Consider the following 19955-nt stretch of genomic DNA (forward strand, 5'->3'; position numbering starts at 1 on the left):
GGCGAGGTTAAAGGCCTTCTCAGCGAATTTCAAGTTCCCCTGCGAGCTCTTCCTCCTCCACTGGCATGCCATTTATGGCCAGCCTTGTCATTATGTCCCCTGAGGCGTCCTCGCTGAGGCCCAGTGACTCGGGGTAAACCAGGCCCGTGCCCCTCACCTTGCCCTCCAACACGGCGAGCGCGGCAAACCCGAGGAAGCTTCCGGTTACCTTGGCCATGGCCGTCGTCCCGTCCTCGGCCCTGGTGACCTGGGTAAACCTGATCCCGCCGCCAGACTTGCCGTACACGTCAACCACGAGCACTACTATATCCCTGAAGTTAACCCTCATAGACCATATAAGGGAGGCCAGCACCTCATCAGCCATAACCTCGTAGTTGCCGACGTGTATTGGCTTGTGTTCAAGGAGGCCCAACTTCTTGAGGCCCTTAATGAAGGCCACGTGGCCGGGCCACCTCAACGTGTACTCGGCCAGGAAGGACGCGTTTGAGTAGCTCTTGAGCAGCGTCCTGAGGCCGTCCGTCGGGAAGTACTCCAGTTCACCAACGCCTGGGACGTATATTGTTCCCATGGGGCCTGAGAGCGGATCCACTGCCACAACCTTGCCATCAACTATCGTCCTGGCAGGCCTCCTGTACTCATCTACCAGGTCAGATATGCTCCAGCTCGGCACGAGGCCAAGGGGTGGGTCGGGCCTCTCGCTTATGCCACCTACATAAATTTTAGCTCCCTTAAGGCCTCCCAGCTTCCTGTCGCCTATTCCAATGAGCATATTTGAGAGCCCGGGGGCGACGCCAGCATCCATGAGCAGCAGTATTCCAGCCTTAGAGGCCAGCTGGCCCAGCTCCTCCGGGTCCTCAGGGAAGAATGAGACGTCTACTATGTTGGCGCCCAGGTTTATCAGGCCCTTAAGGGCCTTGTAGGCTATGCTCCCTGGCAGGGAGGTAACTATGAGGTCCACGGTGCCTACGGCCTTCTTAACATCGTCAGGCGACAGCGCGTCAGCCACGGCGTAAGGCATTCTGAGCCTCTCGGCGGTCCTCGACAGAGAGTCTTTGGCCTTATCTACAAGGATCACTTCATGGCCCTCCCCCCTTATTACCGAGGCCGCTACGGAGCCCACGCCCCCAGCGCCTATCACTGCAACTCTAGCCAAAGCTTAGCACCGCCACAGAGAAGCTGCATCTCCACCATATTTAAAGTTGATCTTGGCGGCCCGCGCTGGCCCTGATGGGCCCCGGGCTAGGGAGTTCCGATACTCCTCACCGCTCGGTAGACCCTCTTGTCCTCACCGCCCGAGGCGCGCTGCCTAGTGCAGCACTAAAAATAAATGCGGCTTAGCCCTATAACCTCTGCTTGCCAAACTATAGGCTGAGGAGCCTTGGAGGACGAGAGGCTCTCCAGGGCCTTATATAAAGTTGTGGAGCTTGAGGGCAAGGTGCCTGAGAGCATAGCTGACGGCTCCCTTGAAGAGGCCCTGAGAGAGCTGGCTGAGATGCTCAGCTCCCTAGAGCTGTCTTCAAAGGAGCCTCAGGTCGTCAGAAGGCCCTACGCTGGGATCAGCACGGAGGTAAAGCTCCTGAGCGAGATGGCGTTGGCCCTCAGGCTCAGGATGCTTCAAACGGGCAGACATAACGTGATCGGACTTAACTACTTCTACCACCGACTGGATCAGGTCATATCTTACCTCCTTGAGGGCAGGCAGAGCAGGGGAGCGCTGTCATTATAATTTATCCGTGGTATGTTAGAAGAGCAGGGGCCAACCTCGCAGGAGTTAGGGCTTGAACTGCTGGGCCTCTCGCTTATGATATTAGTTGGCAAGGTTCTGGGCGACGTCACCGAGAAGTATGGATATGGGAGAATAACTGGTGAGCTGCTAGGAGGAATGATAATGGGTCCCTTCGCCCTGGGAGGCATTATAAATGGCCTCCTAAACGTTAAACTGTTTTACCTTGGCTCTGAAGTGCTGTTCCTATCGCAGCTCTCCGTCATTTTCCTGGTATTTGCGTCAGGCCTGGAGCACGGCTCTGCCCCCCTGAGGAGGGCAGGGGCATGGGGCGCCCTTGGGGCTATCATGGGCGCCCTTGTGCCCTTTGCGCTCATTGTCGCTATCAGGGACTACCTCTCATTGAACCTTGATGTATCCATGATAGTTGGCTCCGCCCTGGCGCCAACCAGCCTAGCGGTGGTCTCGGGCTCTCTTCAGTCGGCGAGGGCTAATGGCAAGTGGGCCGACTTCCTGCTCTCGGCCTCAGCGATAGACGACGTGGTCTCATTAATCCTCCTCTCAATAGCCTTCGGAGTCTCAGAGTCCCACGGCACTACGCTTGTCGGCGTGATAAAGGTTGTGGCCTTCTACTCAGTGGCATGGATCATAATATTTGTCACGTCAATAAAGGTGGTGCCGTTCCTCACGTCAAGGGTCGGAGGCCAGTACATTCTTGAGATGTCCCTAGTAGTCCTCTTTGGCATAATAGTCATAATGCAGGCCCTTGGGTTCTCGCCGATAATAGCCGCCTTCATAGCTGGCGTCTCGCTGAGCGAGTTCTCAGGCTCCCAGAGGCTCCAGGAGTTCTCGAGGTCCTTCCTGCTGGTCTTTGGGTCCATATTCTTCGTCGTGGTTGGCGCGGAGTTCGACTTAGCCACAATGGGCCTGACCGGCCTGTTAGCCTCGCTGATCATGATCGCAGCCGCCTTAATTGGCAAGCTGGCCGGCGTCCTGCCCTTCGCCTACGCAATGACTAGGAATGGGAAGGAGTCGGTGCTCGCCGGGACTGGCATGGAGCCGAGGGGAGAGGTTGGCCTTGCCATTGCGTCAGCCGCGCTTCAGCTAGGCTTCATAGACCAGCGCTGCTATAGCGCGCTAACACTTTCACTTATGCTCACGACAATACTAGGCCTCATAGCCTACAGCAGGGCCATACGGATGTTATAAAAGGCCTTTGGGCCATTATGATATTATAAGGGCCCTTGAGCTCACTTCTGCTGTTGCCCCGCCTGCGGGCCTCCGCCCTGCTTCTTCTCCTCACTGACAACTAGGTCCCTAACGCCCATGAGGCCCACTGGGGACATGGGCCCTCCTGCGGGCGGGCCTGCGATAGGCAGGTTGGCAGGTATGAAGACGAGCATGTTCTTGCCCTCCATGCCCAGCTCATATATCATGTTCATCCACCTCAGCATGAACGCCCTGTCGTTGTTAACATAGAGGTTTGCAGCTTCAACCATCTTCTGGGCGGCCTCGTACTCGGCCTGAGCAAGCGTCACCCTGGCCCTCCTCTCCCTCTCGGCCTGCGCCTGCCTTGACATGGCCTGGACCAGGTCAGGGGGTATCTCGACGTTCCTTATCTCTACGGCAGTGACCTTGACGCCCCAGGTCTCAGTCTTGCTGTCAATTATGTTCCTGGCGAGCGCCGCCACCTTCTCCCTCTCGGTAAGTATCTCATCGAGCATCGTCTGGCCTATGACTTCCCTTAGGGTCGTCTCAGCCGCGAGCCTGGTGGCAACGTTGTAGTCCTCCACTTTAAGCACAACCTTCTCAAGGTCAACGGGCTGGTAGTACATCACGGCATCAACTATGACTGGTATGTTGTCCTTCGTGAGGCTCTGCTCGGTCCTAAAGGCTATGGCCTGAAGCCTCGTCGATATTCTCATGGGAACCCTACCTATTATTGGCGGCACGTACACTATCCCTGGACCCTTGAGGCCCGCAAACCTGCCAAGTATCAGGACGGGCAGCCTCTCCCACTCATTGACGACCTTTATTCCGCTCAGCAGAATTATGGCCACTATGAGCACGATAAACGCTATTATTATGTCAAGCGCTAAGCCCACTCAAATCACCACTTCTATGTAGTTAGCGAACTACTTAAACCTATCTAAGATGCCAGAATCCATATTCATGAACCCTTGTCCTCACCCGTGGCCCTCTCGACAAAGAGGGTTACCCCCTCGACTTTAACTACCTTTACCTTTTCCCCGACCTTTATGGTCTCGCCAGAGGCCGACACGGCCCTCCACACGATGCCCTGCACCCTGACCTCGCCCACGGGAGCTAGGTCGCTCACTACGACGCCGACATCACCTATCAGGGACTCAGGCCCAGCCATCACCCTCTTACGCTTCATGGGTGAGGCTATCCACCTTATGTAAAGTCCCAGCACAACGCCAACTATGGCCACAACGGAGTCCGTGAGCACGTACTTAGATGCAGTTGGGACGCTGGTGGCCACGTAGGGTATCCCCATGGCCAAGAGGTATATGCCCACAGCTGAAGTTATGGCCCCTGCTATCATTGCAAAGCCGTGACCCATCTTAAGCTCCAGGAACATTATTATGGCGCCCAGGAGCAGCAGCGTCAGGCCTATGGCCGAGGCGCCTATTATCTCGGCGCCCACGAGGCCCATCACTATGGCGGTCACGCCCACGGCCGACACTATAAACGTGGGGTGGAAGAGGTCTATCAGTATAGCCATGAAGCCCAGCGTTATTAGTATGCCGTCAACGGTGCTGTTGCTCAGAACGCTCAGGAACTGCTCATAAGCGTTTTCGGAGATCTGCGCCTGAGTCGCGTTAGTGAGGCCCCACTCACTCATGGCCTGGGAGAGGCTGTTCGAGACGTTATTTATCAGGTGATACCTTAGGGCCTCCTCAGCAGTGAAAGCCCTATCATCAACTACCATTATCTTGGCTGCCGTCGCGTTCCTGCCCCACTTGCTTGCTAGCGACTCCATAAACGCTATCATCGCGTCCTCGGTGTGGTTCTGCTCAAGGGGCGTGCCCCCAACTACTATGGGGGTCGAGGGACCTATGAAGGTGCCGTTGGCCATTATGATGCTGTTAGTGGCCATGGCTATGTAGCTGCCAGCGGAGGCCGCCATACCGTCAGGGGGCACGTATGTGTAAACTGGTATGCCGGCGGCCTGAGCCTGCTCTATGTAGCTCACTATCTTAAGCATGTCGCTCAGGTAGCCGCCAGGGGTGTTCATAACGATGACTATAGCCTTAGCTTTCAGCAGCTCTGCAGTAGTCACAGCCCTCTGCATCATGGTTGACGACCCTAGGTCCACAGGGACATCAAAGTTAACAACCACGACAGTGGCGTTGCTAGTTGGGGCTGACGCGGCCTCCGCATGCCACAGCTGGGCTGCGCCTATGGCCGTCAGCACGAGGGTTACTCCTAACAGCCAGAGCAAGAGCTTTATCTTCAACTTCAGCCCTTTTTATGTGGAGCAGAGAAAAGCTATAAAGTAACGCTAAGGCGATAGGCATGGGCGGGCAGGCCAGCGTAGGCTTCTTCTCAAGGCTGAGGTGGGGGGTTGGCAGCACGGCGCTGGTGATAGGGCTCACTGCAGTTGCGGCTTACCTGATAGCCACCGGCATAGAGTATAATGATGCCCTGAGGCTTTTCTCCGGAGGCATTCTAGCTATAGTGGACATAATAATTATCGTGGCCAAGGGCCTCGAGAGGATAACCCCTATGAAGCCTCCCTCTGAGAGCCTCGTTGGAAGGAGCGGCGTTGTTGTCATAAGTATAAGGCCTTCGAAGCCGGGCGTGGTCAGGGTTGATAATGAGCTGTGGTCAGCCATAAGCGACCTTGAGATCAAGGAGGGAAGCAGGGTTATAGTAGTTGAGAGGCAGGGCCTCTACGTTAAGGTTAAGCCTGTAAGTGATAAGAATATCGCCACAGATAAGGCCTGAGCGCGGCAAGAGACTAACCCATTTGAGGCGCCAAGCCGGTGCCTCAAATCCTAGCTAGGCGACCTATGTTGCGGCTCAGCCGCTGACGAGGCTTTATTCCAATACGTCGCGACCTTAGACCTTGGCTTAGGTGCCCCCATGCAAAGATTTTTAATTGAACGTTAGATCAGCAATAACTAGGCGACCTATGTATGGTATTTCGTAAGATATCTGTCATGGCTAAAATCTTTGATGCAAGGGACCACGCGGTCGTTATTATAGACAATACTCCAGTACTCATAGTCAAGCATAACGGTGAGTTCTACGCCATGGACGCCAGGTGCCCCCACATGGGCTGCGGCGTGCTCAGTGACGTCGAGGACGGGCATATAGCTGTCTGCCCCCTCCACAAGGCTAAGTTTGACGTGCTCACTGGCGACATGGTTTCACAGCCTATAGTTATGCCTGAGAGAAAGTGCGAGTTCAACAAGGAGCTGCAGCCGCCGCTTAAGACCTACAGAGTGAGGGTGAGCCCTGAGGGCCTTCTTGAGATCGATATCTAACAGCACTTGTGCGCCGCGCCTCCGCCTCACGGGCTACCGCACCTTCAGGCCGGCGTGAGAGGTCAGCTTTTAAGCGGGCCCCACAGAGCGTAAGCGGAGCTGAAATGGTAAGCCTGAGCCTGGAGGTCAAGGACGTTCAGCCCTCAAAGCTCGAGGGCGTTAAGATAGCCAGGGCTGAGGGGCAGAGCGAGACGGTGACTTTTGACGTAATTGAGAGTATCTACACGGTGAACTCTGGGGATAAGATAGAGATTGTCATAGATGAGAGCAAGCCCAACGACCTTGACTCTTTCGAGTTCTGCGGCCACGGGTACCTGGCCGCGGACGAAAGTAAAGGGTTCACGCTTCTGTCGCTGTGGGGCATACTCTTCAAGTTTGCGCCTCCCCTAGGACTTAAGGCCGATACTAAGTACTACCTCTGCATGAGGAGAGTCAAGGGCTAACTTATTAACTTCCAGAGCTGGTCGCCGGGGTAATGTAGGTTCTCTATCACCTTGCCCTTTGACTTCTCTTTAGCCATCTGCGATATGGTCTCGCTATCCTTAAGGGCCCTCCCGACGCCAACAGGCACGTTGCTCTGCTCATCTACTATTGCAACTACGTCGCCTTCCTTGAAGGTGCCAACGACCTTCCTTATGCCGGGGGCCATCAAGTCCGCGCCGCGACCTATGGCCTGGGAGGCCCCCCTGTCGACTACTACATACGGCAGCCACGAGAAGCCCCTCCTCAGGAGGCACATGAGCGTAGGTATCAGAACTCCCCTAACCCTAGCAAGGCACGCGAGCCCAGCATCAAAGTACACCGTGTAGTCTGAGGATCTAGCTTCCTCTAAATCATCCCAAGTAACGGGTACATTGCCGAGCCTGGCCTTAGCTTCATCAGCGAGCTGCTTAACGGCTTTCTTTGAGAGCTTATACCTGGTTGAGAACTTCCCTGGCATCTTAACCCCCAGCTCTTACATGACATAGCCTTAAAATATGTTCGTCTTATTACACGACATTATGGATCTCGCCCGGCTGTTAAATACCAAAGAAGTTGCGTCCTCACAGACCCGTTGCTCTTCATCTTTAAGATCAGCCAGTGAGCGCCTGTCATCGGACGCTCATATATGGTGCGTCCGGCAGGGCTAAAAGGCAGTGATAGGTGTGTTTGCACTATGGCGTGATCAACGCAATTGTATTATGGTTTTGACCTTAAGGTTTTCAAGCGTGAACACGTCATAGAGGTATTTAAGGGCCGAAGAGCGTGCGGTGATGGGGAAGAGCTTGAGCCAGGAAGGCAGTCATCAGAACAAACGACCCTCGCTCATGCTTATAGTTGTTGCAATGTTCCTGATAATTGTGGGCGGCGCCGTAAGCCTAGCGTACGCCATGTCGATGTTTTCAGCGTCCTACAACCCTAACTCTAACCTCACTAAGACGCTCTACAACGAGTCCCTGGCCAGAGGATATAATTACACAGTCGCGCAAATTCAGTCCCTTATGAGGCAGGCCTCTGAGGCGATAATGGGCGTAAGCGCGTTTATGATAGTGCTTGGGGTTCTCACATGGCTCTTCGTCTACAGGCCTGACACCGCCGGGCAGTACTCAAGGGCCTCCCTAAGCGCCCTTATGCTAGGGATACTTTACATACTGGTCGGCCTGGAGGGCCTAGCCTACAGCCTGCTCCTCTGTATCATTGGTGGTGGCATTCTGATATACGTTTGGTATAATCTAAGGAAGTACGCAAGGCTTGCGACCGTTGCCGCCTCGCCAAGCGATTCAGGCAGCCTGCAGGGCGGCATGTAGTCATCAATACTGAGCCTTTTAAGTATAACTTATGGCAGAGCCTATAAGGACCCGTAATGGTTGTGCTCGAGGCCCCGGCAGTCAAGGTCTACGAGTCGCCAAAAGCTAAGTGCGTTAAGTGCGGAGCTCCGGCCAGGATTAGGCTAAGCTACGCCAACGCCTGGTTCTGCGATAAGCACTTCAAGGAGTACGTCAAGGAGAGGGTAAAGAACAACATCATAAAGTACAACATGGTGAAGAGGGGCGAGATGCTCCTGGTGGCCGTCTCCGGCGGCAAGGACAGCGTAACTCTCATGAACGTGCTTGACGAAATAGCCCCAGAGCTGGGAGTTAACATAGTTGCAGTTCACATAGTTCTAGGCATGGGCGAGTTCTCCGAGAAGTCCCTTGAAGCCTTCAGGGACTCCTGCTCAAAGGCTAAGAACGTTAAGTGCGTCACAGTGGACCTCAAGGAGCTCCTGGGAATGTACATGCCCGAGATAATAAGGCGCAGCAGGAGGCCGGCCTGCAGCGTCTGCGGCCTAGTTAAAAGGTACATACTTAACGCTATGGCCGTGTCCTTAGGCGCCTCGTCAATAGCCACTGGACATCACATGAACGACCTCATGACCTATGCCATCAAGAACTTCATGGAGCAGAAGCTTGACAACATAACCAAGCTAGGGCCGGTCAGCGAGTCCGAGGGCTCGGCCGTCAAGAGGGTGAGGCCCCTTTATGACATCTACGAGGACGAGACCAGGGCCTTCGTCAAGGTCTACGGCCTGAACTATGTTGACATAGAGTGCCCCTTTAAGTCGACCTCGACGCTTGAGGTGATAATAAAGGATATGCTCAGCAGGGCTGAGAGCGAGAGCCCCAGCCTTACGATATCCGCGGCCAGGGCGCTCGCGAGGAACCTGCCATCATACCCGAGGCCTGCCAGTCCGCCCAACAGGTGCCGCCTCTGCGGCATGCCGTCAAACGGTGACGTCTGCGGCTTCTGCAGGCTAACTATGAGCCTGACAGGCGCCCCGCTGGGGCCTGAGGTGAGAAGCCGCATAGAGGGCATGATGAGCAGCTTAAGGACTAGCTGATAATTCTTGAAAGCCGCGTCAGGAGCCTCGCGCCCTTGGCTGTGACTAAGACCATGTCCTCCACTCTGACCCCGTAGACCCCTGGGATATAGAATCCTGGCTCCACGGTCACCACCATGTTCTTCTCAAGCACGTCTGTTGACGCTGGGGCCAAGTAGGGCACCTCGTGAACCTCCACCCCAACGCCGTGGCCAAGCCCGTGGTTGTAGAACTTGTCCAGGCCCTCCTTGGCGAGCACCCTGCGTGAAGCCAGATCAGGGCTCCTGGCCTCGACCCCTGGGGCTATCTGATCTACAGCAGCTGCCTGGGCCTCCGCGACAAGCTCAATGAGCCTCTTATACTCAGCCCCTCCCTCTCCGTGCCACATGCTTCTAGTCGTGTCACTGGCGTAGCCATACATGTCTGCGCCGAAGTCTATCAGCACGGGGCCAGGCTTCTGGAGCCTGACGGGCGTCGGCGTGTGGTGCGGCAGCGCTGTATGGTCATAGAATGCCACAATTGTCGGAAATGACTCGCCCCAGGCGCCCTGCCTCATCAATGACGAGTAGAAGGCGGCCTCGACCTCGCTCTCTGACGGGCTGGAGTCCAGCAGCTCTATGGCCTCCCTGAAGGCCTGCTCTGCCGCGGCTATTGAGTCAAGTATCGCCTGCACCTCCCAGTCGTCCTTTATGGCTCTCACCTTAGCTATTGAGCTGCTCAAGTCCCTTGCCTGAAGCTGCTGGGCTACGTTGAGAGAGGCGTAGTCAGCCCACTGAAGGTCAGCCCCTATTGACTTAACATTGCAGTTTCCTAGGACCTGTTTGACAGCGTCTGTGAGCCCTCCGCTTATTAGGTCGCTCTGGGGCACCATTGCCATGCCTACTGAGGCCTCGCCCGACCTTCTGTAGAATGCCTTGACTGCCACGTCCTTAGGCGACATCGATGAGACCCTGTTATAGTCAAGGACCGAGGTGAGTATCACGTCGCCGCAGTCCCTAGTTATCAACATGGCTCCGGTGGGCTCCCTTATGCCCGTGGCGTACGTTATGTTTGGGGCCCCTAGGAGCAGCAGGGCGTCCACGGACTCCCTGTCGAGGAGGTCGCGAAGCTTCCTCCTGTTCAGATCCCACCTAGCCTCCAAACCACGCACCGAGGACTTGCGGCCGGGCCGCCAAAATAAACGCTGGCCCTATCGCTCACACTATCCTTACCCTGTTCACCTTCTTGTTCTGCCACGAGTACCTCCTCATCCTCTTGCTCCTGCCGAAGCCGCAGGCGGCGCAGTAGCCCTTAGCTACGTTAAACGCCCTCCTCCCGCACCTCCTGCACACTATGTGCGTGTACCCCCTTCCCATCTTGCCAAACGAGGCCGTTCCCTTGACCACTGCCAATCACCTTTTCACTTAACCGGGCTTATGGCTACTATGCTGTCGCCCCTGACTAGCACCGTGCCGAGGCTTCTCGAGCCCCTCTCTGTAAGCTCCTCCGCGTTCTCAAGCACCAGGTTCAGGTGCTGGTCAAAGCTCTTCAGCACTCCCTTGACGCCCTCGCCTCCCTTGAGCTTGACGTAGACGCTGGCGTTCAGGTACTCATTCATTACCTTGAAAGTGTTCGTCCTCTCTGCCTGATTTGCCATGTACTTTCACCTGCAGTGGCTGGGCCCCAAGGAGTTAAAAGCGTGCGTGAGGTTATGTGATATAAGGGCGGTCGACCTCCATTATAAGGAGGGCTTTCCAACAACCCTTATTTTAACCCGCCCTAGATACAGGGAACTGAAGGGCCCGTAGCCCAGCCAGGATCAGGGCGCCAGCCTGCGGAGCTGGAGGTCCCGGGTTCAAGTCCCGGCGGGCCCGTAGCCCGCTTAAACTAGGCCGCGAACCTGTCAAGGCCTACGCCCTCGTGGCCTCTTCCCTTGATTGAGGCGGCCTCCTCCTTCCTCCCGAAGAACTCAAGTATAGAGGCCACGGTCGCGGGGCCTATGCCTGGAATCCTCAACAGCTCCTGAGGGCTTGCGGTTGCCAGGGACTCGAGGGTCTTGAAGCCGGCGTTATAGAGCCTCCTAGCCCTGACCCTCCCGACGCCGGGTATCTCCACGAGCTGCAGCAGCTCGGGCTTGACGCCCTCCTCTATGCGCTTTGACAGAAGCCTCAGCTTCTCTGAGACCTCCTCAGGGAGCCCTGCCGCGGGGGCCACCTCGGCCAGAGAGCTGGCTATCCACTTCGCCGTGTCGATTATCGAGGCGACGTCGCCTGGACCAACATCATAGGTCTCAGCAATTTTGTCGTCTGGAACCTCCTCTATCCAGTCGAGGAGGGCCAGAGTGGTCTTGAGAGCTGCCACGCTGTCCGGGTCGTCCCAGTCAACTATGTCTATTAAGGTTGGCACCCTGTCTACCGCCATGTCCATTATCTTCTCGCTCTCGGAGCTCCTGACGGGTAGCAGGTTCATGTCAGGCATGGAGGAGATTATATAGATGAGGCCCTCGGTTGTGAACTTGCCGTTAAACCTCTTTGCAAGCTTAACTAGCTTGGGCACGCTCGCTGGGTCGAGGTAAGTCCTTGAGACCACGTAGCCCAGGTGAGTAGCCTTAAGCTTCCCGTTAGTTTCCTCTACGAGACCCCAGGCTACTAGGTCGTCAAGCGATATCCTGAGGATCTGGCTCAGCTTCTCCTCGCCCCTCTGCACGTAGTAAAGGGTCTTCCTGTGCAGCTCCAGCAGTGACCCGAAGTCGTTGGCTATGCCTGAGGCCACGGCACCAAGGGCTGAGTGCCTGACCCCCCTGACACCGTAAAGCCTGCTCTCGAGCCTCTCCGGCTTAGCCTTTATGTACTCCTCCATGAGCTCCCTGACGCTCCTTGGCCTTGAGGCCACTATGATTGCCTCGCCGTAGGGGTCAAGGCCTGGCCTGCCCGCCCTGCCGGCGAACTGCTTATACTCAAAGACCTTTATGTCGCGTGGAACGCCGTAACTTTCGTCATACCTCTCCACCTCAGCAATGACCACCCTCCTGGCGGGGAGGTTAACCCCGGCCGCCAGCGTTGGCGTGGCAAATATGGCAGCTAAGGCCCCATCCCTGAACGCGTCCTCTATTAAAGTCCTCTGCTCGTTTGAAAGCCCGGCATGATGATATGAGACCCCTGACATTATGAGCTCCGCTATCTCCTCCCTGAGGAGCCTGGGACCTTCCGTCGCCAGTATCTTAGCGGCATACTCCCTGGCCTTTCCCTGGTTGAACTTGAGGAGGTTCCTTGGAAGCCTGGCGGCCATCTTGGCCAGCTGGACGGCCCTTCTCCTTGACTGGACGAAGACGAGCGTCTGGCCGCCCTGCCTGCTCTCGTCAACCACAAGGTTTATGCTGGGGTTGGCGCTCACTTCCTCCACCTTCCTCTTACTGCCATCTGAAAAGTGTATGACGCCGTCCTTGTAGACTCCCTCGTTCAGGGGCACCGGCCTCCAGTTGCACTTCACCAGCTTAGCCCCTATCCAGTTGGCTATCTCGTCGACATTTGATACCGTGGCGCTCAGCGCCACGACCTGGACACCCCTTGACCTATAGAGGACCTTGGAGAGGAGGGTCTCGATTATCGGCCCCCTCTTTTCATCATCCACATAGTGTATCTCATCAACAACTAGCGAGCCCATCTTATCAATAATGGAGGGGCTGTTCCTTATGATGGAGTCCAGCTTCTCGTAGGTGGTTATTATAACGTCGTTCCTGTTTACAATAATCTCGTCGTTCACGTTTAAGTCCCCTATGCTTATGCCCACCTTAAGGTTCAGCTTCGTGAGGGCCTCCCTGAACTCCCTGTACTTCTCAGTAGCTATGCTCCTCAGGGGCGCGGTGTAGAAGGACTTCGCGCCCTTTAGGGCCGCGGAGGCCAGGGCCACCATAGCTATGAAGGTCTTCCCCGAGGCCGTGGGTGATGAGACCAGGAGGCTCCGGCCGTCCTCAACGCCTGCCTCAATGGCAGCCCTTTGTGGTGGGTAGAGCTCCTTGTAGCCCAGTATTTGCATCAGCCTCTCGGCGACCTTTGCTGACAAAGTCCCTCACGTTAAACCTCCTTGTAGCAGTTGGACCTAATTTCTGCTATCTGGCCCTGCCTGTTCATGGCCCTTATGGTCTCCTCGACCTTGTCTGGCGCGGCCTTCGTCTGCGACGTGACCTCCTTTATTATATCGTCGAGCTTAACGCAGGGCCTGCCGTCCTCCCTGAGCCTCTTTATGGTGTCAACTATGACGGTCATGAGCTTCCTGGTGTGGAAGCTGGCGCCAGTCGCTATCATTGAGTAATCTATGAAGCCGGACTCCACGTCAAGGCCCACGCTGCCTAGGAACGACAGCATAAGCCTCACGGCCTCCTCGGCATCCTCGGCGTCTACCCTGTCCTTGAGCGCCATCCTGGCATGGGCCTCCGAGAGCCTCACGAGGGCCTCAAGCTGCCTTGCAGTGACCGGCACGGGCGTCTGGCCCTCGTTGCCGTACTTTGAGGCGGAGGACCTCATCGTGACGAAGAACGACTCTATTATAGACTTTGCCTCCTCGGTCAGCTTAGGCCTTGAGTACCTCTTGGCATATATTATGTACTTCTTAAGTAGCTGCGGGTCTATCTCAGGCACATACTTGGAATAGTCGCTGTGAACGTCCAGTATGTACCTCGCCAGCCTCCTGTCATGCTCCATGGCCATAACGTCCTTTACTACAAATATCAGGTCGAACCTTGAGAGCACGGTGGGCGGCAGGTTGACGTTGTCTATGAAGCTCCTCTGGGGATCGTAAAGCCCATACTTGGGGTTGCCAGCTGCAAGGACGGCGGCCCTGGCGTTTAGCCTGGCCACTATGCCTGCCTTTGATATGCTCACCGACTGCTGCTCCATGGCCTCATGTATCGAGGCCCTGTCCTCAGGCCTCATCTTATCAAACTCGTCTATCACGGCAAGGCCCCCGTCGGCTAACACCATGGCGCCCGCCTCCAGGAAGTACTCACTGGTCTTCGGATCCTTCAGGACTGCGGCGGTCAGCCCAGCGGCCGTCGAGCCCTTGCCGCTGGTGTAGACGGACCTGGGGGCTATCCTGGCCGCCGACTGCAGGAGCTGGCTCTTGGCGACTCCTGGGTCTCCGACAAACAGTACATGTATGTCGCCCCTTATCCTGGTGCCGTCAGGAGCTACCTTGGGCACCCCTCCGAAGAGCTGGAGCGCTATGGCCTCCTTGAGGTCCCAGTGGCCATATATTGTGGGCGCTACGCTCGCTATGATCTTCTCCCTTATCCAGGGGTCCTTGGAGAGCTCAAGTATCTTCTCCTCGTCGTCCCTAGTTATAGCTACCTCTTCGAGCACCTTCTCGGAGACCCTGAGGCTGTTGGCCTCTATCTTCAGCTCAAAGTAAGGCGCCTTGTCGTTTCCCGCTGCAGGGCTGGGCCTCACTATGCCTACCACGGTGACCAGGTCCCCTGGCCTAGCCATGTCAACTAGGTCCTCCGTAAGCTCCACCGTCACGCTCCTTGGCATCTGACCTCCTGGGACGTCCTCGGGCCTCTCCTGGAGCGTTATCTCCTGCCAGTCTACATAGACAGACTTGTCACGCAGGAGCACGAACCTGCCGCCGGCCTCCCCGCAGACCGGGCACTGAAGAGGCCTATCTATCTTATCCTCGAGGTACTCGTCCTCCTCATAGGGCCACTGGAACTCAGCGTTGCAGCCCTCCTTTTCGTGCCGGTAGACTGCCTTGATCATCTTGCTCCTGACGGGCCTCATCCTGGTTATTATGCCCTCCACCTGAATCAGCTTGTTCATATACTGGGTCTTGATGTCCCTGATCTTGGTGGTCTCGTAAAGCCCCTGCACCCTCACGTGGAGCTTCCCTTTACGCTTGGCAAACTCCGCGTCCTCGCCGGTCACAAGCTCCAGGAGGGCCTCGTCGAACTCCTTCAGCACCTTCTGCGGCTCATCTATGAGCATGTTGGCAAGGTCCGTGTTGTACCTGTAAAGGTCCTGAAAGTCAACGAGCAGGCTGCCCAGGTCAAGGTTTATCATCCTGTGCAGCCTGTCCATGTACTTCAGGCCCTCGACGCTTCTGAAGTTCCTGATAAAGTCCTTAAACTTCTCCCCTATGCTCAGCTGCTCCTGCTCAGCGGCGCTCAACCGCTGCTCACCCCCATGAGGGACTGAATGTAGTTCTTCCACGAGTTGAAGGCGTTCTTGAGCTGCGTGTAGATGAGCACCTCCTCAGGAGTCATGTTGGGGACCTCCTCGTCTCCCATATCAGTTTGGGCGAGCCTCACTATCTTGGAGAGCCTCAGCTGGGAGAGCTCTATCACGTTCTTTTCGCTGACGTCCTTGTCATTTATCAGCATGTGCGAAGGCGACCTCTTTATAGCCTCATCAAGGGACCTTATGAACTCGCCAACCGCAACGTAGAAGTCGGATGGCAGCTGGGCAAGGTGAGAGCCGCTGGCGGACCTCCTCTCCTTGTAGTGGTAGTTGTTTATGTAGTTAACGTCTACCTCCTCCTTAGGTTTGGCGTAGCCCTCCTTCGAGAGCACCTCAGCTATCCACCTGGGCACCTCGACCTCGTCCCCCTTCTTCGCCTGAAGGGGGCCGTCAGGCAGGGGTATGGTGCAGTCGTTCAATATCATGACCTTTATCGGCCTCAGCATGCCATCAAGGCTCAGCAGCTGCAGCCTCTCCTCAAGCTTCACAGTGTCGCCCTAACCTAACTCTGCCGGCGAGAACCAATAAGGCCAGAGGGCCCCCGCTCAGGGCTTGACTGCAAGCCACCTTATTAGCCCAGGCCACAACAATAGTTAACGCGGGGCTCAATAGCTTGAGCACAGCCATAGAGGAGCTTCTGTGGACTGAGAAGTACAGGCCTAGGAGCCTGAAGGAGATAGTGAACCAGAAGGAGATAGTTGAAAGGCTCTCCAAGTTCGTCGCGGAGAAGAACATGCCCCACCTGCTCTTCGCCGGCCCGCCGGGCACCGGGAAGACCACCGCGGCCCATGCGCTAGCGCATGACCTCTACGGCGACAACTACACTCAGTACATGCTGGAGCTGAACGCCAGCGACGAGAGGGGAATAGACACTATAAGGGAGAAGGTAAAGGAGTTCGCCAGGAGCAAGACCCCGCCAGACATACCGTTCAAGATAGTGCTCCTTGACGAGGCTGACAACATGACAGCTGACGCGCAGCAGGCCCTCAGGAGGCTCATGGAACTCTACAGCGCCAACACAAGGTTCATACTCGCCGCCAACTTCCCGTCAAAGATAATAGATCCCATACAGAGCAGGTGCGCATTCTTCAGGTTCACCCCGCTCGGCAAGGATGATGTGGTGGGAAGGCTCAGGTATATAGCGGAAAAGGAGAACGTCAAATACGACGAAGACGCGCTGGAGGCCATCTACGACATATCTGAGGGTGACATGAGGAAGGCAATAAACATACTTCAGACGGCGGCCTCCTTAGGCAAGGTCGACGTTGACTCCGTATATAAAGTAGTTGGTATGGCGAGGCCTAAGGACATAAGGGAGATGGTCGAGGAGGCGCTTAAGGGCGACTTCACGGGCGCCAGGGAGCTCCTCAGGAAGGTGATGATAGAGTACGGCCTCAGCGGCGAGGACGTCGTTAGGCAGATACACCGTGAGCTTTTCAGCAACGACCTCAAGATACCCGAGGAGCTCAGGGTTATGATAGCTGACTACCTCGGGGAAATTCACTACAGGATAGTAGAGGGGAGCGATGACGACATACAGCTCAGCGCGTTCCTGGCTTGGCTGGCAATGATGAGCAAGCGGGTGGGGGCCGCAACGACATGAGCCTTCAGCAGCGAATTCCATGGATAATAAAGTACAGGCCCAAGAGCGTCAACGATGTAGTAGACCAGGAGGAGGCTAAGAGCCAGTTCCTCACCTGGCTCGAGGCGTGGCTCAAGGGGAGGCCCCCAGAGAAGAGGGCGGCCCTGCTTTATGGCCCCCCGGGCGTCGGAAAGACTAGCCTTGTTGAGGCGGCGGCGCATGACTATAAGCTTGAGGTGCTGGAGCTGAACGCCAGCGACTACAGGAGGGCCGAGGACATAAGGAGAACTGTTGGCGTTGCCGCCTTCAGGAGGCCCCTGACCGGGAGACTAATGATAATACTCATGGACGAGGTTGATGGCATAAGCGCCAAGGGGGACGCCGGAGGCCTTGACGAGCTTCTAAGGATAATACCAAACGCGCAGAACCCCATAGTGCTTACCGCGAACGACCCGTGGAAGGACCAGCTCAGGCCCCTAAGGGAAGTGACGCTCATGATAGAGTTCAAGAACCTCTCCACTGGCAACGTAGTATCGCTTCTCCAGAACATATGCGACAGGGAGCACATAGAGTGTGACCGCGAGGCGCTGAGGTACATAGCCGACAAGAACGCGGGGGACGTGAGGGCCTGCGTCAACGACCTTGAGGCTGTCGCAGAGGGCTATGGGAAGGTCACTATGGAGCTTGCCAGGGCCCTCGTCAGGGGGAGGGACAAGAGCATCGACCTCTGGAGGACCCTTAATGACGTCTTTTATGCCAAGGCCGGGTGGATGGCCAAGAAGGCCGTGACCAACTCTGAGGAGGACTATGAGACCATTATGGCCTGGCTTAACGACAACATTCAAAATAAGTACGGGGACCCGGAGGATGCATTCAGGGCCTGGGACGCCCTCTCGAGGGCAAGCCTCTTCCTCTCCAGGGCTAAGGCCGGCAACTGGGACTTCCTCTCGTATGTCTTTGACCTGATGGGGCCGGGCGTCGCGATGGCGAGACAGGTGGAGCAGTCGCCCCTGAGGAACAGGTATCAGTACCCATCGAGGATAACGCTTATGGCTAAGCTTAAGGACATCAGGAGCGTTAGGGACTCCATAGCAGAGAGGTTAGCCTCAAGGCTCCACATATCAACGTCTACGTTTAAGGAGGACGTCCTACCTTACCTCTTCATAATATTTAGGCAGGGGGACCTGAACATGGCCGGAGGCCTCGTGGTGGGCTACGGCCTAACAGAGTCCGAAGTGCAGTACCTGGCTGGCCCCAGGAGCAGGGACGTGCTGAAGTCAGCCGATGCGGTCCGCGAAGCTCTCAGGAAGGGCTCTGAGGTAAAGGCAGCCGAGGGGAAGGGGCCCCAGGGCCAGCCAAGGCAGGCCGAGAGAGGCAGTAAAGGCCAGCTGACGCTTGACATGTTTGGGTTGGGTTCAAGTTCCCCCAGACCCTCGGACGATAAAGGCAAGAGGGGAAGGACCCGTAAGTGAGCCCTTATAGCTTATCTACAAAGTATATCTTATGCAACTTCTTGTAGAACGCCACTTGACTGTTAACAAAGTCCAGAAGGTCCTTCTCCGTGACGCTTGCGCCGGGCCTGAGAACGACCTTGGCCACAGGCTTCTCGCCAACCGCTGGGTCCCTCTCTCCATAGACATATGCCTGCTGGACGTCTGGGTGCCTCATGAGAACCGCCTCAAGATCTCTTGGAAATATAGGGTAAGCCTTATACTTTATCATCCTTTTCCTCACGCCCCCGAAGTAAAGCAGCCCCCTCTCGTCAATGCTCATAAGGTCCCCTGTCCTTAGCCACCCGTTGTAGAACGCTTTGCTCGTCTCCTCAGGGTCCTCGTAGGCCTCCATCAGCCATGGCGCCTTGGCCAGCAGCTCCCCTGTCTCTCCTGGGCCCTTCTCCTCGGTCGGGTTGTCGGGGTTCACTATCATTATGTCAACGCCTGCTATGGGGGCGCCCACGGTACCTTTGACCTCCCCGACAGTGGTAGGCTGATAGGTGAGGACCCAGGACTCCGTCATTCCGTAGAACTGCACGAGCGGAGCGCCGAAGGCGCTGCGGAAACCCTCCTGAGTCTCAGGCCTTAGGGGAGCGCCGCCCGAGAGCCCGAGCCTCACGCCAGGGGGAGCGCCGCGACTCTTCGCAGCCTCTACCAAGGAGTCATGCATTGTGGGGGCTCCCGATATGAAGTTTATGCCGTAAATCCTTATGGCCTCTAGCGCTGCAACGTCGCTCCACCTCTGCATAAGGACAACGGAGCCCCTGAGGTAAAGGGGCGTCAGCGTGCTGACCTGAAGGCCCAGCACGTGGGTCATAGGCGCCACTACGATGGACACTGGCCTGAAGTCCAGCTTCATCGAGTCGGCCAGGGCCTTGACCGCTGTTGAGAGGGCGCGGTGAGTGTGATAGACCTGCATTGTACGTCCTGCGATGCCTGCGTAATACATCACTAAAGATCTTGAGCTGGACTTCACGTCATCGCCGTAGATCTCGTCACTCCTTATAACGTCGCTCATGGTGTGCACTTTGACCTCGCCCTCCTTAGGCTGCCCATCAACTACAAGCACCTCTTCGACGCCTGCCCTGGCCATAGTCTTCTGCTCCCTTTCATAGAATTGTTGCGAGACCACACCAACCTTAATTCCCCTGCCCCTCAGCTGCTCATAAAGGTCTTCAGATATAGTCAAGGGGTCGACTAGCACAGAAATGGCGCTAGACCTCCATATCCCGAGCAGGCCCGCTAAAGCCTCTATCCTATTATTCGCCGCGAAGAGCACCTGATCCCCTTCATTAACGCCAAGCGACCTCAGAAAGCCTGCGACCTTAGCTGAGGCTCTCCTGAGGGCCCCCCACGTGTAGCAGGAGCCCGTCTCAAGCTGCAGGGCGGCGCACTCGCCCTCGTGGCCTCTCCACACATTGTCAAGGAGCGAGTGTATAGGCTCCTCTACAGGCTCCAGCTCGGGAAGGCCTCCCTCAAAGAGCCTTATCCATATCTTTTCCACTTAAATCCCACCAAAGTAAGAAAGCTGTGGCTCTTAAATCCCTGTAGCCCTTGGCTATCTAGTATCTGCTATGCGTATATACTGCCCTTTT

General features: G+C 56.2%; 20 protein-coding genes and 1 tRNA gene. 10 read left to right on the top strand and 11 right to left on the bottom strand.

What is annotated here, in order from left to right; translation table 11 throughout:
- Positions 1–19 precede the first annotated feature (19 nt).
- Entirely contained in the window at positions 20–1153 is a 1134-nt protein-coding gene (locus ACZ5OO_RS01085) for a saccharopine dehydrogenase family protein (RefSeq protein WP_464078327.1), read from the bottom strand.
- Between the two features lie 225 nt (positions 1154–1378).
- On the opposite strand from ACZ5OO_RS01085, the gene ACZ5OO_RS01090 reads away from it, so the two are divergent.
- Both ACZ5OO_RS01090 and ACZ5OO_RS01095 read left to right on the top strand, forming a co-directional pair.
- Positions 1379–1726 (top strand): hypothetical protein, encoded by a 348-nt coding sequence (locus ACZ5OO_RS01090; protein ID WP_013266826.1) that lies wholly within the window; start codon positions 1379–1381, stop codon positions 1724–1726.
- 12 nt (positions 1727–1738) lie between these two features.
- A complete protein-coding gene (locus tag ACZ5OO_RS01095) occupies positions 1739–2932 on the top strand; it encodes a cation:proton antiporter (RefSeq protein WP_464078328.1) in 1194 nt (397 codons plus the stop codon).
- A 41-nt stretch (positions 2933–2973) separates the two neighbouring features.
- On the opposite strand, the gene ACZ5OO_RS01100 is transcribed toward ACZ5OO_RS01095, so the two are convergent.
- Both ACZ5OO_RS01100 and ACZ5OO_RS01105 read right to left on the bottom strand, forming a co-directional pair.
- A complete protein-coding gene (locus ACZ5OO_RS01100) occupies positions 2974–3828 on the bottom strand; it encodes an SPFH domain-containing protein (protein ID WP_013266828.1) in 855 nt (284 codons plus the stop codon).
- A gap of 65 nt (positions 3829–3893) precedes the next feature.
- The gene (locus ACZ5OO_RS01105; RefSeq protein ID WP_464078329.1) at positions 3894–5204 is read right to left on the bottom strand and encodes an NfeD family protein; all 1311 of its coding nucleotides are present in this window, start codon (positions 5202–5204) and stop codon (positions 3894–3896) included.
- Between the two features lie 59 nt (positions 5205–5263).
- Between ACZ5OO_RS01105 and ACZ5OO_RS01110 the strand changes: the two genes are divergently transcribed.
- The 3 genes from ACZ5OO_RS01110 (at position 5264) to ACZ5OO_RS01120 (ending at position 6680) form a co-directional block, all read left to right on the top strand.
- The gene (locus tag ACZ5OO_RS01110; protein ID WP_464078330.1) at positions 5264–5695 is read left to right on the top strand and encodes an NfeD family protein; all 432 of its coding nucleotides are present in this window, start codon (positions 5264–5266) and stop codon (positions 5693–5695) included.
- A gap of 191 nt (positions 5696–5886) precedes the next feature.
- Positions 5887–6237 (top strand): Rieske (2Fe-2S) protein, encoded by a 351-nt coding sequence (locus ACZ5OO_RS01115; protein WP_013266831.1) that lies wholly within the window; start codon positions 5887–5889, stop codon positions 6235–6237.
- 104 nt (positions 6238–6341) lie between these two features.
- Complete coding sequence (locus ACZ5OO_RS01120) at positions 6342–6680, top strand: DNA-directed RNA polymerase subunit G (RefSeq protein WP_013266832.1); 339 nt, start codon at positions 6342–6344, stop codon at positions 6678–6680.
- On the opposite strand, the gene ACZ5OO_RS01125 is transcribed toward ACZ5OO_RS01120, so the two are convergent.
- The gene (locus ACZ5OO_RS01125) at positions 6677–7177 is read right to left on the bottom strand and encodes a DUF1947 domain-containing protein (RefSeq protein WP_013266833.1); all 501 of its coding nucleotides are present in this window, start codon (positions 7175–7177) and stop codon (positions 6677–6679) included. The two genes, ACZ5OO_RS01120 and ACZ5OO_RS01125, sit on opposite strands and share 4 nt — an antisense overlap.
- Positions 7178–7502: 325 nt before the next feature.
- On the opposite strand from ACZ5OO_RS01125, the gene ACZ5OO_RS01130 reads away from it, so the two are divergent.
- Together ACZ5OO_RS01130 and ACZ5OO_RS01135 are read left to right on the top strand one after the other, a co-directional pair.
- Entirely contained in the window at positions 7503–8024 is a 522-nt protein-coding gene (locus ACZ5OO_RS01130) for a hypothetical protein (RefSeq protein ID WP_464078331.1), read from the top strand.
- 56 nt (positions 8025–8080) lie between these two features.
- Positions 8081–9097 carry a PP-loop family protein gene (locus tag ACZ5OO_RS01135; protein ID WP_464078332.1) on the top strand — a complete coding sequence of 339 codons (1017 nt, stop codon included), beginning with the start codon at positions 8081–8083 and terminating at the stop codon, positions 9095–9097.
- On the opposite strand, the gene ACZ5OO_RS01140 is transcribed toward ACZ5OO_RS01135, so the two are convergent.
- From ACZ5OO_RS01140 to ACZ5OO_RS01150, 3 genes are read right to left on the bottom strand one after another with little or no spacing between them, the layout of a single operon-like run.
- Entirely contained in the window at positions 9090–10217 is a 1128-nt protein-coding gene (locus ACZ5OO_RS01140; protein WP_013266836.1) for a M24 family metallopeptidase, read from the bottom strand. The genes ACZ5OO_RS01135 and ACZ5OO_RS01140 overlap by 8 nt on opposite strands.
- Positions 10218–10272: 55 nt before the next feature.
- The gene (locus tag ACZ5OO_RS01145; protein WP_464078541.1) at positions 10273–10431 is read right to left on the bottom strand and encodes a 50S ribosomal protein L37e; all 159 of its coding nucleotides are present in this window, start codon (positions 10429–10431) and stop codon (positions 10273–10275) included.
- A 44-nt stretch (positions 10432–10475) separates the two neighbouring features.
- Positions 10476–10712, bottom strand: coding sequence for an LSm family protein (locus tag ACZ5OO_RS01150; RefSeq protein WP_013266838.1), 237 nt, complete (start codon positions 10710–10712; stop codon positions 10476–10478).
- A gap of 141 nt (positions 10713–10853) precedes the next feature.
- Between ACZ5OO_RS01150 and ACZ5OO_RS01155 the strand changes: the two genes are divergently transcribed.
- Positions 10854–10929: transfer RNA gene (locus ACZ5OO_RS01155), tRNA-Arg, on the top strand.
- 13 nt (positions 10930–10942) lie between these two features.
- On the opposite strand, the gene ACZ5OO_RS01160 is transcribed toward ACZ5OO_RS01155, so the two are convergent.
- From ACZ5OO_RS01160 to ACZ5OO_RS01170, 3 genes are read right to left on the bottom strand one after another with little or no spacing between them, the layout of a single operon-like run.
- Entirely contained in the window at positions 10943–13117 is a 2175-nt protein-coding gene (locus ACZ5OO_RS01160; RefSeq protein ID WP_464078333.1) for a DEAD/DEAH box helicase, read from the bottom strand.
- 11 nt (positions 13118–13128) lie between these two features.
- Positions 13129–15216: a minichromosome maintenance protein MCM gene (gene mcm / locus ACZ5OO_RS01165; protein ID WP_013266840.1), complete on the bottom strand. Its 2088-nt coding sequence runs from the start codon at positions 15214–15216 to the stop codon at positions 13129–13131.
- The gene (locus tag ACZ5OO_RS01170; RefSeq protein WP_013266841.1) at positions 15213–15773 is read right to left on the bottom strand and encodes a DNA replication complex GINS family protein; all 561 of its coding nucleotides are present in this window, start codon (positions 15771–15773) and stop codon (positions 15213–15215) included. Before ACZ5OO_RS01170 ends, mcm begins: the two co-directional genes overlap by 4 nt.
- 125 nt (positions 15774–15898) lie before the next feature.
- On the opposite strand from ACZ5OO_RS01170, the gene ACZ5OO_RS01175 reads away from it, so the two are divergent.
- Together ACZ5OO_RS01175 and ACZ5OO_RS01180 are read left to right on the top strand one after the other, a co-directional pair.
- Positions 15899–16888 (top strand): replication factor C small subunit, encoded by a 990-nt coding sequence (locus ACZ5OO_RS01175; protein WP_013266842.1) that lies wholly within the window; start codon positions 15899–15901, stop codon positions 16886–16888.
- Positions 16885–18339: a replication factor C large subunit gene (locus tag ACZ5OO_RS01180; protein ID WP_013266843.1), complete on the top strand. Its 1455-nt coding sequence runs from the start codon at positions 16885–16887 to the stop codon at positions 18337–18339. Before ACZ5OO_RS01175 ends, ACZ5OO_RS01180 begins: the two co-directional genes overlap by 4 nt.
- Before the next feature lie 4 nt (positions 18340–18343).
- On the opposite strand, the gene ACZ5OO_RS01185 is transcribed toward ACZ5OO_RS01180, so the two are convergent.
- Positions 18344–19864, bottom strand: a complete 1521-nt coding sequence (locus ACZ5OO_RS01185; RefSeq protein ID WP_464078334.1) for a class I adenylate-forming enzyme family protein — start codon at positions 19862–19864, stop codon at positions 18344–18346.
- Between the last annotated feature and the right edge of the window lie 91 nt (positions 19865–19955).

Source organism: Acidilobus aceticus, assembly GCF_055392325.1.